Origin of the sequence: Agromyces sp. Leaf222, assembly GCF_001421565.1 — a bacterium.
In the GTDB taxonomy this organism is placed as follows: domain Bacteria; phylum Actinomycetota; class Actinomycetes; order Actinomycetales; family Microbacteriaceae; genus Agromyces.
The window spans coordinates 530,330-545,554 of the sequence record NZ_LMKQ01000001.1; the positions used below are offsets into that span (position 1 = coordinate 530,330).

15 protein-coding genes and 1 tRNA gene are annotated in these 15,225 nt (G+C 70.1%); 10 read left to right on the top strand and 6 right to left on the bottom strand.

The window, feature by feature from the left end:
• Positions 1-130: 130 nt before the first annotated feature.
• From ASE68_RS02300 to ASE68_RS02325, 6 genes are all read left to right on the top strand, one after another.
• Entirely contained in the window at positions 131-1,831 is a 1,701-nt protein-coding gene (locus ASE68_RS02300) for an alpha-amylase family glycosyl hydrolase (protein WP_200921647.1), read from the top strand.
• Positions 1,832-1,905: 74 nt separating this feature from the next.
• On the top strand, positions 1,906-3,264 hold the full coding sequence (locus ASE68_RS02305; protein ID WP_055854777.1) for an ABC transporter substrate-binding protein: 1,359 nt from the start codon (positions 1,906-1,908) through the stop codon (positions 3,262-3,264).
• A gap of 122 nt (positions 3,265-3,386) precedes the next feature.
• A complete protein-coding gene (locus tag ASE68_RS02310) occupies positions 3,387-4,364 on the top strand; it encodes a carbohydrate ABC transporter permease (protein ID WP_200921649.1) in 978 nt (325 codons plus the stop codon).
• The gene (locus tag ASE68_RS02315; protein ID WP_055854782.1) at positions 4,364-5,350 is read left to right on the top strand and encodes a carbohydrate ABC transporter permease; all 987 of its coding nucleotides are present in this window, start codon (positions 4,364-4,366) and stop codon (positions 5,348-5,350) included. Before ASE68_RS02310 ends, ASE68_RS02315 begins: the two co-directional genes overlap by 1 nt.
• A gap of 52 nt (positions 5,351-5,402) precedes the next feature.
• Positions 5,403-5,804, top strand: coding sequence for an MmcQ/YjbR family DNA-binding protein (locus ASE68_RS02320; RefSeq protein ID WP_055854785.1), 402 nt, complete (start codon positions 5,403-5,405; stop codon positions 5,802-5,804).
• A 108-nt stretch (positions 5,805-5,912) separates the two neighbouring features.
• A tRNA-Arg gene (locus tag ASE68_RS02325) sits at positions 5,913-5,985 on the top strand.
• A 163-nt stretch (positions 5,986-6,148) separates the two neighbouring features.
• On the opposite strand, the gene ASE68_RS02330 is transcribed toward ASE68_RS02325, so the two are convergent.
• Positions 6,149-6,421 carry a hypothetical protein gene (locus ASE68_RS02330; protein WP_055854788.1) on the bottom strand — a complete coding sequence of 91 codons (273 nt, stop codon included), beginning with the start codon at positions 6,419-6,421 and terminating at the stop codon, positions 6,149-6,151.
• A gap of 104 nt (positions 6,422-6,525) precedes the next feature.
• Positions 6,526-7,536, bottom strand: coding sequence for a sulfite exporter TauE/SafE family protein (locus tag ASE68_RS02335; protein WP_055854793.1), 1,011 nt, complete (start codon positions 7,534-7,536; stop codon positions 6,526-6,528).
• 327 nt (positions 7,537-7,863) lie between these two features.
• On the opposite strand from ASE68_RS02335, the gene ASE68_RS02340 reads away from it, so the two are divergent.
• The gene (locus tag ASE68_RS02340) at positions 7,864-9,375 is read left to right on the top strand and encodes a hypothetical protein (protein ID WP_055854795.1); all 1,512 of its coding nucleotides are present in this window, start codon (positions 7,864-7,866) and stop codon (positions 9,373-9,375) included.
• A gap of 13 nt (positions 9,376-9,388) precedes the next feature.
• Positions 9,389-9,766, top strand: coding sequence for a GNAT family N-acetyltransferase (locus ASE68_RS02345; RefSeq protein ID WP_082461885.1), 378 nt, complete (start codon positions 9,389-9,391; stop codon positions 9,764-9,766).
• 371 nt (positions 9,767-10,137) lie between these two features.
• On the opposite strand, the gene ASE68_RS02350 is transcribed toward ASE68_RS02345, so the two are convergent.
• The 3 genes from ASE68_RS02350 to upp form a co-directional block, all read right to left on the bottom strand.
• On the bottom strand, positions 10,138-10,611 hold the full coding sequence (locus ASE68_RS02350) for a MarR family winged helix-turn-helix transcriptional regulator (RefSeq protein ID WP_055854798.1): 474 nt from the start codon (positions 10,609-10,611) through the stop codon (positions 10,138-10,140).
• A 463-nt stretch (positions 10,612-11,074) separates the two neighbouring features.
• On the bottom strand, positions 11,075-11,842 hold the full coding sequence (locus ASE68_RS02355; protein ID WP_055854803.1) for a winged helix-turn-helix domain-containing protein: 768 nt from the start codon (positions 11,840-11,842) through the stop codon (positions 11,075-11,077).
• A 575-nt stretch (positions 11,843-12,417) separates the two neighbouring features.
• Positions 12,418-13,050: a uracil phosphoribosyltransferase gene (upp, locus tag ASE68_RS02360; RefSeq protein ID WP_055854806.1), complete on the bottom strand. Its 633-nt coding sequence runs from the start codon at positions 13,048-13,050 to the stop codon at positions 12,418-12,420.
• A 43-nt stretch (positions 13,051-13,093) separates the two neighbouring features.
• On the opposite strand from upp, the gene tadA reads away from it, so the two are divergent.
• Entirely contained in the window at positions 13,094-13,561 is a 468-nt protein-coding gene (gene tadA / locus ASE68_RS02365; RefSeq protein ID WP_055854809.1) for a tRNA adenosine(34) deaminase TadA, read from the top strand.
• Here the strand turns inward: tadA and ASE68_RS02370 are convergent.
• Positions 13,548-14,168, bottom strand: coding sequence for a TetR family transcriptional regulator (locus ASE68_RS02370; RefSeq protein WP_055854812.1), 621 nt, complete (start codon positions 14,166-14,168; stop codon positions 13,548-13,550). The genes tadA and ASE68_RS02370 overlap by 14 nt on opposite strands.
• Positions 14,169-14,283: 115 nt before the next feature.
• Between ASE68_RS02370 and ASE68_RS02375 the strand changes: the two genes are divergently transcribed.
• Positions 14,284-15,069 (top strand): SDR family NAD(P)-dependent oxidoreductase, encoded by a 786-nt coding sequence (locus ASE68_RS02375; protein ID WP_055854814.1) that lies wholly within the window; start codon positions 14,284-14,286, stop codon positions 15,067-15,069.
• Positions 15,070-15,225: the final 156 nt, after the last annotated feature.

Genomic DNA, 15,225 nt, shown 5'->3' on the forward strand with positions numbered 1-15,225 from the left:
AAGTAGTCGCAAACTTCTGCTGGGTTGTTGAATAGTTGCATCATCCTGTTGCCTTCAATACCTTGACGGACATCGACGCCGTCGTCCTCTTCTGACGTGGCGCCCACCCGCTCGCAGAGGAGACCACCGCGTGACCACGCCACTCACCACCTTCGGCTCGGCGGCCACTGCCCTGCCGACCGATGACGCCCTGTGGTGGCGAAGCGCCGTGATCTACCAGGTCTACGTGCGCAGCTTCGCCGACTCCGACGGCGACGGCACCGGTGACCTCCGCGGCGTGCGCAGCCGGCTCGGCTATCTCAAGGAACTCGGCGTCGACGCGCTCTGGTTCAACCCGTGGTACCCGTCGCCCCTCGCCGACGGCGGCTACGACGTCTCGGACTACCGCGACATCCACCCGACCTTCGGCACGCTCGAGGATGCCGAGCTGCTCATCAGCGAGGCGCTCGCCCTCGGCATCCGCACGATCATCGACATCGTCCCGAACCACATCTCGAGCGAGCATCCCTGGTTCCAGGAGGCCCTCGCGGCCGGGCCCGGCAGCCCCGAGCGCGAGCGCTTCTGGTTCCACCCGGGCAAGGGCGAGCACGGCGACGAGATGCCGACGAGCTGGACCTCGAACTTCCAGGGCGACACGTGGACTCGCACCCAGAACCCCGACGGCACGCCGGGGGAGTGGTACCTGCACCTGTTCACCCCCGAGCAGCCCGACCTGAACTGGAACCACCCCGACGTGCGCGCCGAGCACGAGGACGTGCTGCGGTTCTGGTTCAACCGCGGCGTGGCCGGGGTGCGGATCGACTCCGCCGGCCTGCTCATCAAGGACCCGACCCTGCCCGAGGTGCCTGCGCAGGTCGCACCGGGCCAACACCCCACCGAGGACCGCGACGAGGTGCACGACGTCTACCGTGCGTGGCGGCGCATCGCCGATTCCTACGAGGGCACCCGCGTGCTCGTCGGCGAGGTCTGGGTTCCGGATGCCGCCCGCTTCGCGGCCTACCTCCGCCCCGACGAGATGCACACCGCCTTCAACTTCGACTTCATGACCCGCCCGTGGCAGGCCGACGAACTGCGCGCCTCGATCGACCTCATGCTCGCGGCGCACGCCCCCGTCGGCGCCCCGAGCACCTGGGTGCTCTCGAACCACGACGTGACCCGGCCGGTCACCCGCTACGGCCGCGAGGACTCGAGCTTCGCGTTCGCCAAGAAGCGCTTCGGCACGCCGACCGACACCGAGCTCGGGCGCCGTCGGGCGCGGGCTGCGGCGCTGCTCACGGCCGCCCTGCCCGGCTCGCTCTATCTCTACCAGGGCGACGAACTCGGCCTGCCAGAGGTCGAGCTGCCGCGAGACGTGCTCGAGGACCCCATGCACTTCCGCTCGGGCGGCGTCGACCCCGGGCGTGACGGATGCCGCGTGCCCCTGCCCTGGCGCGGCACCGAGCCCCCGTTCGGATTCAGCCCCGATGCGGGCCGCGCCGGGACGGGCGTCGACGGCACGGTCGCCGCACCGTGGCTGCCGCAGCCCATCGACTGGGCCGCGCTCACCGTGCAGGCTCAGGAGGCCGACCCCGGCTCGATGCTCTGGCTCTACCGGCAGGCCCTGCGCATCCGCAAGCGCGAGCACTCGCTCGGCGACGGACCCATGACCTGGCTGCCGAGTGAACCCGGCGTGCTCGCGTTCAGCCGTGGCGACGACGTCGTGAGCGTCACCAACCTCGGCACCGCCCCGATCGCGCTGCCCGACCACGACCGCATCCTCCTCAGCAGCGCGCCGCTCGTCGGCGGACTGCTGCCCCAAGACTCCACGGCCTGGCTGCACCGAACCGCCTGACCGTCGAGGCCGCGCCTGCACCACATCGCGGCATCCCACACCACACCGCATCACAGCACCGAAAGGACTGGACAATGAAGTCACCGAGAACAGTCGCGATCGCCGGCCTCGCCGCGCTCGCGATGGTGGGCTCGCTCGCCGCCTGCAGCGCGGGCGCCTCGAGCGACAGCGGCAAGACCGAGCTGCGCGTCGCGACGTTCCCGCCCGGGGCCGACGAGGCCGCGTACACAGCCTTCGCCGAGCAGGAGAAGCAGTTCGAGAAGGAGCACGAGGACATCGACATCATCGGTGTCGAGTACGAGTGGGAAGGCCCGACCTTCGCCGTTCAGCTCGCCGGAGGCAGCCTGCCCGACGTGTTCACCGTGCCGTTCACCGACTCGAAGACGCTGCTCGAGAACGGCCAGCTCATGGACGTCACCGACGAGATGGACGAGCTCGGCTACACCGACAAGTTCAACCCGATCATCCTCGACGCCGTCACCGACGGCGACCGCATCTACGGGTTCCCGCGTCAGGCGTACGCGATGGGCCTGCACTACAACCGCACGCTCTTCGAGGAGGCCGGACTCGACCCCGACAACCCCCCGACCACGTGGGACGAGGTGCGCGAGGCCGCGAAGACCATCTCCGAGAAGACCGGCAAGGCCGGCTTCATGGAGATGACCCAGAACAACACCGGCGGCTGGCAGCTCACCGCGGCGAGCGTCGCGCGCGGCGGCAGCATCCAGGAGGACAACGGCGACGGCACCTACACGTCGACCATCGCGAACGACGGCACCAAGTCGGCGCTCGAGTTCCTGCACGACCTGCGCTGGGAGGACAACTCGCTCGGCTCGAACATGCTGCTCGACTGGGGCACCATCAACCAGGAGTTCGCGGCCGGCAACATCGGCATGTACTCGTCGGGCTCCGACGTCTACACCGCGCTCGTGCGCGACTTCTCGCTGAACCCCGACGACTACGGCCTCACGGTCGTGCCCGTCGAGAACGGCGGCGGCACGCTCGGCGGCGGCGACATCGCCGTGGTGAGCCCCACGGTCGACGACGAGACGAAGGCCGCGGCCGTCACCTGGATCGACTGGTACTACATGCAGAAGCTCCTGAACGAGGACGCCGCGGTGCTCGACGCCAAGACGCTCTCCGAGAGCGACCAGGCCGTCGGCACGCCCGTGCTGCCCGTGCTCGACCGCGAGACGTACGAGCAGTCGCTCACCTGGATCGAGCCGTACATCAACGTGCCGCGCGACCAGATGACGCCGTTCATCGAGGGCGTCTGGGACCAGACCCCCGTCGGTGAGCCGAAGAGCAAGACGCAGGAGATCTACGCCCTGCTCGACACCGTCGTGCAGGCCGTGCTCACCGACCAGAACGCCGACATCGACGCCCTCCTCGCGAAGGCCGACGTCGACGCGCAGGCGCTGCTCGACCAGTAGGAACCGCAGGTCTCGATCCGCGCCCAGCGCTCCTCGACCGGCGTTCCCCTCGCCGGTCGAGGAGCGCAGCGTCTCGAGACCCACCACGCCCGCCCACCTCCGTCCCCGATGAAGGATCACCGATGACCCTCACCGCGAAACCGCCGGCGACCACCCCGCCTGCGGGCGATCCAGTGCCGCCCGCGGCATCCGATCGCCCGAAACGCACGCGCAACCTCCGCACCTGGGTGCGCGGCGGCGGACTCTCGACGCTCGTGTTCCTCGCGCCGATGCTCTTCGTCTTCGGGTTCTTCAGCTGGTCGCCGATCGTGCAGTCGGTGATCATGAGCCTGCAGAAGACCAACCTGCTCGACCCGCCGACGTGGGTCGGCCTCGACAACTTCGCCAACGTGCTGAGCGACCCCCTGCTCGGCACCGCGGTCGTCAACACCCTGTACTTCGCCGGGCTCGCGCTGCTCTTCGGGTTCCCGCTGCCGATCATCATGGCCGTGCTGATGAGCGAGGTGCGCCGCGGCAAGGGCTTCTACAGCGCACTGGCCTACCTGCCGGTCGTGATCCCGCCGGTCGTGGCCGTGCTGCTCTGGAAGGTGTTCTTCGACGCCAGCCCGACGGGCCTGTTTAACACGATCCTCGGCTGGGTCGGCATCCCGCCGCAGCCCTGGCTGCAGTCGCCCGCCACGGCGATGCCGTCGCTCGTGCTCGAGGCGACCTGGGCCGCCGCCGGCGGATCGATCATCATCTACCTCGCCGCGCTGCTCAGCGTTCCGCCCGAGCTGTACGACGCGGCCGAGGTCGACGGCGCCTCGATCTGGCGCAAGATCTGGCACGTCACCCTGCCGCAGCTGCGCGGCATCCTCTTCATCATGCTGATCCTGCAGATCATCGGCACGGCGCAGGTGTTCCTCGAGCCCTACCTGTTCACGGGCGGCGGGCCGAACAACGCGACCGTGACGATCCTGCTCCTCATCTACCGCTACGCCTTCCAGAACAGCCTCGGAGGCGACTACGGCGAGGCGACCGCCCTGAGCGTCATGCTCGCCGTCGTGCTGGCCCTGCTCAGCTGGCTGTACTTCAAGCTCACCGAACGTTGGAGCTCCTGATGACCACGACCCAGCCCCAGGTCTTCGAACGGGTCGACGCGCCGCACGCCGCGGAGGGCATCCGCGGCGTCTTCGGCCGGCGCCGCGCCCGGCGCAACGACGAGCAGGGCGACCGAGGCATCGTCTCGGACTCCGAGCGCAAGAAGCGGGGCATCAAGGTCGGCATGTCCGGCGTGCACCTCGTGCTCTTCGTCGGACTCGTCGTGGCCGGCCTCGGACCGCTGCTCTGGCTCGCCAAGGCCGCCGTGACGCCGACGCAGGACACGCTGCGCCAGCCCCTCGCGCTCTGGCCGAACGGCATCGACTGGGCGAACATCCCGCAGGCGTGGAACGACGTGCACATCGACCAGTTCTTCTGGAACACGATCGTCATCGCCGCGGGCTCGTGGGCGTTCCAGCTGGTCGTCGCCACGACCGCCGGATACGCCCTGTCGGTGCTGCGCCCGAAGTACGCGCCGATCCTGAACGGCGCGATCCTCGCGACCATGTTCATCCCGGCCGTCGTGCTGCTCGTGCCGCTCTACCTCACGATCGTCAACCCGCCGCTGCTCGGCGACGTCTCGCTGCTGAACAACTACCTCGCCGTGTGGCTGCCCGCCGCGGCGAACGCGTTCAACATCCTGCTCGTGAAGCGGTTCTTCGACGCCCTGCCCCGCGAGGTGTTCGAGGCCGCGCGCACCGACGGCGCCGGACCGTTCCGGCTGTTCTGGTCGATCGTGCTGCCCATGTCGAAGCCGATCCTCGGGGTCGTGTCGGTGTTCGCGATCATCGCCGCGTGGAAGGACTTCCTCTGGCCGATGCTCGTGCTGCCGAACCCCGCCGTGCAGCCGCTCTCGGTGCGCCTTCCTGCGGTGCAGCAGTCGATCGAGCTCGACGTGTTCCTGGCGGCGCTCGCGATCTCGACGCTCATCCCAGTCGCGCTGTTCCTCGTCTTCCAGGGCGTGTTCCTGCGCTCGGCCGGACTCGGGGGTGCGGTCAAGGGGTGACGGCCCGGGTGACGGATGACGGATGTCGCAGGGCGGGCGTAGGCTGCCCGCCGTGGAGCATCCCCAGGTCGTCGACCCGCGGCATCCGCTCGTCGAACGCGTGCGGGGCCTCTGCCTCGAGCTGCCAGAGGCCGTCGAGGTCGAGGCGTGGGGCCGGCCGACGTTCCGTGCGGCCAAGCCGATCTTCACGTACCTCGGCGCGAGCATGGATCGCCCGTTCTCGATCGTCGTGAAGACCGACCCCGACGAGCACCGCGCGCTCGTGCAAGACGAGCGCTTCTACGGCGTGCCGTACTTCGACCGCAACCACTGGGTCGGCACCGACCTCGACGCCCCGCACACCGACTGGCAGCTGCTGGCCGAGCTCATCGAGACCTCGTACCGTCAGGTCGCGCTCAAGCGGCAACTGACGGCGCTCGACGCGCTGCGGCCGACTGCTGAGCGGTCGCTGTGAACGGTCGGGGCGGCTCGCGCTCGATTGGCGCCCGCGCGAAGTGTGGGATAGAGTAACGGGGTTGCCTGCTGCTGGACACAGCGCAGAGCAGCACCAAACTCAACATACGCGCCCGTAGCTCAACGGATAGAGCATCTGACTACGGATCAGAAGGTTGGGGGTTCGAATCCCTCCGGGCGCACGTGCAATGCACCAGTACTGGTTGAGACAGTGCAGAACGGCTCGCTTCGGCGGGCCGTTCTTCGTTTCCCGGGCGCGTGCGGCTGCGCGACCTGCATGCGGCTGCAAGACGAGCATGCGGCCCCGCGACCTGTGCGCGACCTGCGTGCGGTCGCGCGGCGGTCTCATCCGCCCGATGGGTTCTCGATGGGTGCACCGTCGGCGTCCGTGCCCGTCTCGAGATCGACGTCCTCGGGCTTGGTGGGCGCGTCGGGATCGCGTTCGTCGTCGGGGTCGCCGCCCGAGGCGGTGTCGGTGTCCTGCTCGGGATCCTCCGTGGCGTGGCCGGTCGGTGAACCGTCACCCAGTTGCTCGGTGTACCGCTTGCGCTCATCGGAGATGTTCGTCGAACCGTCGGGCGTGTCCGAGGGCGGGGTGGGGAGATCGGTGTCGCTCATCCTGCGACCGTACGTGGTGCGACGCCCGCGCGTCACGGGCTTGACACGAACGGGCGAGGCCCCCGATCCGCGGATCGGGGGCCTCGTGTCGACGTGCCGTCGGGTCAGCGCGGGTCGGTCCCCGTAGGGCCCGCGTTCTCGGCGACCAGGCGCTGATCGGTCGTGACCGCATCGTCGGTGGAGCCGGCCGTCGCGGCATCCGTCACCACGTCGGCATCGGCGGCTGCGTCGGAGGCGCCGGCCTCGGCCTCGAGCCGCCGGTCGTTGCGCAGCGTGCGCACCGCGAAGGCCACGGCTGCGGCCCAGATCACGACGATGGCGATGAGCACCGAGTTGGTCACGAGCGATGACGCCTCGGCGGTGATGAGGATCGTGCGTGCGTTCGTGAAGACGATGAGCCCGCCGACGAGCGAGCCGAGCAGGCGAGGCGGCAGCTTGCGCACGAGCCAGGCGGCGAGCGGCGCGGCGAGGACGCCGCCGGCGAGGAGCGCGAGCACCCAGCCGAGGTCGAAGCCCTCGGCGCCGAGGCCGATGAAGAAGCCGATGCTCGCGGCCACCGAGACGAGGAACTCGCTCGTGTCGATCGAGCCGATGACCTTGCGGGGCTCGATGCGACCGGAGGCGAGCAGGGCGGGCGTGCCGACCGGGCCCCAGCCGCCGCCGCCGGTGGCGTCGAGGAATCCGCCGACGAGGCCGACCGGTGCGAGGAACCGGAGGCGCAGCGGCTTCGCCGAGTCGACCTTCGGCAGGGCGCGGAACGTGAAGCGCACGAGCAGGTAGGCCCCGAGCGCGAGCAGGATGCCGGCCATGAGCGGCTTCGCGGCATCGGTCGACAGCGACGACAGCACGGTGGCGCCGAGGAACGCGCCGATCGCGCCCGGGATGCCGATGCGGAGCACGACCTTCCAGTCGACGTTGCCGAACCGCCAGTGCGAGGCGCCGGAGGCGAGGGTCGTGCCGATCTCGGCGAGGTGCACCGACGCGCTCGCCGCGGCGGGGTTGGCCCCGATCGCGAGCAGCAGCGTGGTGGACGTGACGCCGTACGCCATGCCGAGCGCGCCGTCGACGAGCTGGGCGGCGAACCCGACGAGCGCCAGGAGTACGAGGGTCTGCATCACGCCTTCTTTCCGAGAGATGGGGACTGGATCATCCGGGAATCTATGAGGGTGCGCGGCGGGCCGACAACCGTCATGTCGAAGCAAGTCCCCACGTGACGCAGCGCGACGTAACACGGGAACACGGTCGTTCTCGATTCGCGACGCGCGTCCCCTCGTGCGTGCGGAGGGGAGTCTCCGCATCCTGTGGATTCGCTGTGCACCGCCTCCATCGACGGCGGCCGGGCTAGGCGGTGCCGGTCTGTCCGGTTACGCTCATGTGCACAGTTGTGGAAGCCGACCGCGAAGGCTCGGAGTATGGCCGCACGGTTCACAGGGGGTCATCGGGTGGCGTCGGCAGTGGCGACCGCCGTCATCGACGAGCGGCCGATGCCCGGCGGGGCGGGCGAAGATGCCCGACGCACCCGTCAGCGAGCCGTGACCGCGCCGTGGCGCCCCGTCGATGGGCACGAGCGGCAGCACGGCCAGGACCGGTCTCCTGTCCAAGACCGACGGGATGCCGCCGCCAAGCGCCGCGAGGCCCGCCGGCGTCTCGACGAGATCCGCGACCACGCCACCGCGGCGGTCATGCGACGTGTGCTCACGACGCTCATCTCGCTCTTCATCGGCATTGCCGTGTTCCAGCTGTTCGCCCCGCGATTCGACGCGCCCGTCGACGCGGCATGGCACGATCGCCACGCCGGCGCGATCCTCATCGGCGTCTGCGCTGCGGTCGGGGTCCTCGTGGCGTTGACGATCGCCTCGGCGTCGCGTGCGGGCGTCGAGCTCATGCACGGACTCGGCATCCGCTCGACGCCGGGCAACCGCGCCGTGCTCGCCGCTGGTTCCTGGTTCGGCGTCGCGGCCCTCGGCGTGCACTTCTCGGCCGCGGCCTTCAATCCGGTGCCCGGCGGGCAGTGGGTGGTCGCCGTCGTGCTCGGCGGCGGGCTCGCCCTCGCGGTCTTCTGCCTGCATCGGGTGGCCGTGCACGATCACGCCTACCGCACCTTCAACCTCGCGGCGCTCACGCTCGCGGCGGGCGCGATCGCGAGCATGAGCTTGACCGGCACCGGCCCGTGGTGGGCGCTGAACTTCAGCACGCTGGGCACGACCGACGACGCGGCGGCCTTCTCGTTCAACGCCGGCGCGGTGCTCTCGGGGCTCGCCATGGTCATGCTGGCCCGCGCGCTGACGAGCGGACTCGCCTCGCCCCGCTTCGGCGCCCCGGCCGGCGGCATCCGTGCGCTGCGCGTCTTCATCGTGCTGCTCGGGCTCTGCCTCGCCGGGGTCGGACTCGTGCCGATCGACACCGCGACCGTCCTGCACAACGGCTTCGCCCTCGGCGCCGCAGTGTGCTTCGCCGTACCGGCCCTCGGCATGCGGCTGCTCGTGCCGGCCGCGCCTCTGCGGCTCATCGTGATGTCGGTCGTCTTCGTCGTGGTCGAGGCGGGCGCGATGGTGCTCTACGACGGACTTCACATCTTCAGCCTCACGGTCTTCGAGATCATCGCGTTCTCGCTCATCTTCATCTGGCTCATCGCCATCACGGTCATGTCGCGCGAGCCGGGCACCATCAGGGCGACGGCGACGGCGACGGATGCCGCGGGCGCGGCGCTCGCGGCCGTGCACGTCGCGCATCGCACCGTCGCCCGTCGCGTGCACGCCGCGATGACCGAGGCGTCAACCGGACCCGCCGGCCCTACCGGGTCGCATCCGTCGCCCGCTCGCGCCTCCGCGCGGCTCGGTGCCCGCGCCGGCGCAGCGCGCCTCGTCGCGCGCGTTCGCGGACCGGATGTCGCGCATGGCGCGCGCAGTGGCGCGCCGCCCGAGGGTGCAGAGTTGGAACCCACCCCGAGTTGAGGAGCTTCAGCGCATGAGCGACACCGGCCGACCCGAACCGATCGAGAACGAAGCCCCCGTCGGCGATGCCGCCGAAGGTGCTCCAGAGCGCGCCGGTGCGCGCGAGGAGGTCATCGAGATCGAACGCCAGGATGCCGCGCGCCGCTACGTCGTGACCGTCGACGGGGCTCAGGCCGGCGTCGCGGTGTTCGTCTCGTCGCCGTCGGCGGTCACGTTCACGCACACCATCGTGGATCCGGCGTTCGGCGGCAGGGGCATCGGAAGCCGCCTCGCGAAGTTCGCCCTCGACGACACCGTGGCCCGTGGCCTCCGGATCGTGCCCCGGTGCCCGTTCATCGCGGAGTACCTGCGCCACCACGCCGAGTACGAGGCATCCGTCGACTGGCCCTGAGCGCGCGTCGACCGGCTCTGAGCGAGTGCGTGCACCGGCTCTGCGGAGCCCTGCTCGACGGGCGCAGGCCGTCACGTCTCGACGGCCCGCGAAGCGGCGGCGAAGTGGCCCTCTTTCGGGGCGATGTGCCCCGGGCGCACGCGGGGATAGCATTCGATCAGCCCAGAGTCGGCCCGAACCGACCGATCCGCCCTGCGTGGTTCGGGGATCAGGAAATGATCCCTTTTCCCTCTGGAAAGCCTCGCCGAGCTCAGTTCGGGTCGCTCGGCTGGGGGAGGCCTCCAGAGAGGCCGCAGTGGGGCGGGAGGTAGGGTTCCCGTCCCACTGTCCCGCACCACGAGCGGGGCGTGCTCGCCTGCTTCAGGCGGCCGTCAGGAGCGGGCTTCGGCCGACTCGCCGACGAGCGGGTCGGCGATCGCGAGCCGCATGCGACGGCAGAGGTCGGTGAGCGCCACGAGCTCCTCGTCGTCGAGGCCGGCCGCGACGTTGCGCTCGATGGCGACCATGTGCTCGAGGGCCACGCGCCGGTAGAGCGCGAAGCCCTCGTCGGTCATGGCCACGATGGTGCCCCGGCCGTCGTCGGGGTCGGGTGACTTGGTCACGATCTCGCGGGCGGCCAGGCGGTCGAGCATGCGGCTCACGCTCGGCTGGCTGATGAGCACGGAGCGGTTGAGGTCCTTCAGGCGCAGGCGGCGGCCGGGCGACCGCGAGATGTTGAAGAGCACGTCGTACTCGTTGAGCGAGATGAGCCCGGTGGGAAAGGTGTCTGCGAGGGCGCGCATCACCGTGACCTGCGCCCGGAAGAGGGATTCCCAGGCTGTGACGGCGATCACTCGGTCGGTCACGCGACTCCTTCGGCTCGATGTTCCGCGACGGAGTCCGCGGCGGCGCGAAGCGGTGATGCGATGCGGCGTCGGGACTCGGTATCCAGAATAGGCAACCGAGTGCTCGAAATGGGTCAGGCCCGGAAATGGATGAGGGCCGGACGTAGAGGCTGACGTCCGACCCTCACCCTTGCACCAAGAGTGTCCTGCAATCACATTCCACACCGACCGCCACAGCAAACAGTCGGTGCACAACGAATATATAACGGATAGGTAACGGGCGCTAGTTATCAATCTGTGATTTTTCGGAAACCTTTTTCCGGGCGCCCGTCGAGCGCCCACCGAGCGCCCACCGAGCGCCCACCGAGCGCCCACCGAGCGCCCGATCGAGGCGCCCAGGCCGCTCGAATGGCGTCGACGGCGAGACCGCGCGCGACGCGCCCACCGCGGGGGTGCGCCTCCCCGAGATCGGCCGGATCGCGCGTCAGTAGAGGTCGGGCGAGGGCGTCGAGGCCTGGCGGATCGACACGTCGGCGTGACGGTCGAAGCGGTAGCCGACGCCGCGCACGGTGCGCACGATGTCCTGGTAGTGCGCGAGCTTGGAGCGCAGGCGACGCACGTGCACGTCGATGGTGCGCTCGCTCGGCACCTCTTCTTCGCCCGCCCAGAGGTTGTCGATGAGCTCGTGGCGGTCGATCGTGCGGCCCTCCCGGAGCACGAGGAACTGCAGCAGCTCGAACTCCTTGTAGGTGAGGCCGGCGGGCTCGCCGTCGAGCAGCACGCGCTTGCGCGAGATGTCGATGATCACCCCGTTGGGGTGGCGGTCGGCATCGGTGCGGGCGTCGCCGGCGTCGCGCTGCTTCGCGAGCGCAGCCGGGTCCTGCAGGGCGAGGCGCACGACGTCGACGTCGCGACCGCCGGCTCCGGCCGGAGCCAGGGCGACCGCCGCGTAGGTCTCGGCCGACGGGGCGATCTCGCCGGTGAGGGCGCGGAGGGCCTCGACGATGCGGTGCAGCGTGGTGCCGTCGACGTCGGCCTTGGTCTCGTCGATGCCGACGTAGAGCACGAAGCCGCGGGCCTCGGTGCCCTCGGGTACGGCGCGAACCCGGGGGGCCCGGTCGGCGAGGGGTGCGGCGGTCGGCGACGGCGCCTGCAGCGGGGCCGCGCTGCGGATCGCGGAGCCGCTGATGCGAGGGGCCGCGGTGCGGTCGATGGTGGTCGTGGTGCGAACGGGAGCGAGAGCGAGCGACATGATGGGTTCCTTGCGTGAAGAAGGTGCAGCGAACACCCCGTATGACGGGGTGGAGCGATGGCCGGAGGGCCGGAGTGCGAACCCGGGTGAACGGGGTTCGGGAGTCGCTGCCGATCGAAGAGGTGATCGGCTACGGCGACTCGGCGGTCAGGTCGCGGTCAGCGGCACATTCGACAACACATGGGCGCACGCGCCGACATCATCATGCCGGTCGTCCTGAGAGCCTCGGGGGCGGTCAGGGTGCGTGCGGTGTCAGTCATGAGCGATAGTCAATCCGACGGGCTCCGATGTGTCAATCCGTGACGGTCGCGTGACGCATCGTGACGGCGCAGACGGTGCAGGCTGCACACCGGCATCCGGGAGGATCAGCCGACCCGACCTCTGCTGCAGAAGAACCTGCGAAATCGAGACCGTAAAAAAAATGATCTACGTCTGAATCTCGGCATGGGGCGAATCAGCCGAAGATCCTTCGGCGAGAGGCCGGGGTGCCGTGGAGCATAGCCTGTGCGTGCGCCAGATGTCACCGAGGAGTCCGACGCCGGGCGCGACGGGCGGTCACGGGTGCACGCGGCGGGTCAGACCGTGCCGTAGAGGCGGTCGCCGGCGTCGCCGAGTCCGGGCACGATGTAGCCGAGCTCGTTGAGGCGCTCGTCGAGGGCGCCGAGCACGATCGTCACGTCGTGGCCCTCGAGTTCCTTCTCGATGAAGGCGAGGCCCTCGGGCGCCGCGAGGATGCAGATGGCCGTGACATCCGTCGCCCCGCGCTTCAGGAGGAACTGGATGGCGGCCGCGAGCGAGCCGCCCGTGGCGAGCATCGGGTCGAGCACGAAGCACTGGCGGTCGGAGAGGTCGTCGGGCAGGCGCTCGGCGTACGTCGTGGGCTCGAGCGTCTCCTCATTGCGGGCCATGCCGAGGAAGCCCACCTCGGCGCTCGGCAGGAGCTTGACCATGCCCTCGAGCATGCCGAGGCCGGCGCGCAGGATCGGCACGATCAGCGGCTTCGGCTCGGCGATGCGCAGGCCCGTGGTCGGCGCCACCGGCGTGACGATGTCGACCGGCTCGACCCGCACCCCGCGCGTGCCCTCGTAGGCGAGGAGGGTCATGAGCTCCTCGACGAGCGACCGGAACACCGGCGACGGGGTGTTCACGTCGCGGAGCACCGTCAGCTTGTGGGTGATGAGCGGGTGGTCGGCAACGTGGACTCGCATAGGCTCGAGTCTAGTTCGCAGCGTCATTGCAGAGGGAGGGCCGATGGAGCAGCCGATCCATCGCGAGTGGATGCGTGCCGCGCTCGCCGAGGCCGCGCTCGCGCCCGCGACGGGCGACGTTCCCGTCGGCGCGATCGTCGTCGACGCCGACGGCCGGATCATCGCCGCCCGGCACAACGAGCGGGAGATCACCGGCGATCCGACCGCGCACGCCGAGGTGCTGGCCCTGCGCGATGCGGCGGCCGTGCACGGCGAGTGGCGGCTCGAGGGCTGCACGCTCGTCGTGACCCTCGAGCCGTGCGTGATGTGCGCGGGCGCGATCCTCGCCGCGCGCGTTCCGACCGTGGTCTTCGGCGCCTGGGACGACAAGGCGGGGGCGGCCGGCTCGCTCTACGACGTGCTGCGCGACCGGCGCCTCAACCATCGCGTCGAGGTCTTCGCCGGCGTCGAGGCGGATGCCGCGGCGAAGGTGCTGCTCGACTTCTTCGGAGATCCGGTCAGGCGTCCCTGAGTCCGGCCGAGAGGCGCCTGAAGTTCTGCGCTGCGAGCGCTGCGGGAGCCGCGGGGCCGTGCGGAGGAGCATCCGACTCGGCCCAGGTCTCGAATGCGACGCGGATCGCGTCGGTCGCCGCTGCGGCGACCAGCCGGGTGGTGACCGCGTCGATCGCGGGCTCCGAGAGCTCGGCGATCACGCCGTGGAGCTTCGCCTCGGACTCGCGGTTCACGCGGTACCAGACGGTCATCAGGGCGGGGTCGTCGACACCCGCCCGGAGGAGGCCCCGCATCCAGTGCGCGCCGTCGGTCTCGTCGGCGGTCGGGGTGAGCGCCTCGACGATCGCGTGCTCGATCGCGGTCAGGGGGTCGAGCGAGCGGTCGGATGCCGCGAGCAGCGCTTGCCACCGGTCGGCGCCGACGGTGAGCAGCGGCGCGACCGCATCCTCCTTCGTGCGGAAGTAGCGGTAGAACGTGCGGAGCGCGACGCCCCCTGCGGCCGCGATCTCCTCGGCGGTGGTGGCGTCGGCCCCGCGGTCGGTGAACAGGCGGGCGGCCGCGTGGGCGAGCTCGAGCTGCGTCGCGGCCTTGCGACGCTCGGTCAGCGTCGGGGGTTTCTCGTCCACCCTCGAAGCGTACGCGATCGGATGCCGCGGTGACGCGTCACGCCGAAGTGGCACAACGTGTCATGCAGGCGTAGCGTGTTGTGAAATCACCATCGGACTCGAAAGGTCGCCAGCAATGAACCGCTACGAAGGTCGCCGCGCACTCGTCACCGGAGGAGGGTCCGGCATCGGCCAGGCCACCGTCCTCCGCATCCTCGCCGAAGGCGGCACGGTCGTCGCCGCCGACGTGAGCGAGGCCGGCCTCGCCGACACCGTTGCGAAGGCCGGTGGCACCGGCACGCGCCTCACCACCGTCGTCGTGAACATCTCCGACGAGACATCCGTTCGCGAGGGCGTGGCCGCGGCCGTCGCCGCGCTCGGCGGACTCGACGTGCTCGTGAACGCCGCCGGCATCCTGCGCTCCTCGCACACCCACGAGACGACCCTCGAGCAGTTCCGGCAGGTCATCGACGTGAACCTCGTCGGCACGTTCCTCATGATCCGCGAGTCGATCCCCGCGCTGCTCGAGGGCAACGGCTCCGCCGTCGTGAACTTCAGCTCCACGTCGGCGGCGTTCGCGCACCCGTACATGTCGGCCTACGCGGCCAGCAAGGGCGGCGTGCAGTCCATGACCCACGCACTCGCGGCCGAGTACGCGAAGCAGGGCATCCGTTTCAACTCGGTGCAGCCGGGCTCGATCTCGTCGGGCATGACCGACGGATCCGGCGAGAGCAAGCAGAGCCAGGGCCCGGGCCTTCCCGCCGACGCCGACTTCGGCCTGTTCATGAAGCTCGCCCCCGCCATCACGCAGGGCTTCGCCGGACCCGAGGCCGTCGCCGGCGTCGTCGCGATGCTCGCGAGCGATGACGGCGCGTTCGTCACGGGCACCGAGGTGCGGATCGACGGCGGCACGCACTTCTGAGCCGGTCGGCGGCGCCTGATCCGGAGGGACGTGCCGGATCAGGCGAACGTCTGATCAGGCGAAGGTCGCCGGCTCAGGACGGATCACGCGATTCCATCCTGATCCGGCGTCCTTCGCCTGAATCGCGTGCGATGCCGTGCGTGCGATGCCTTGCGT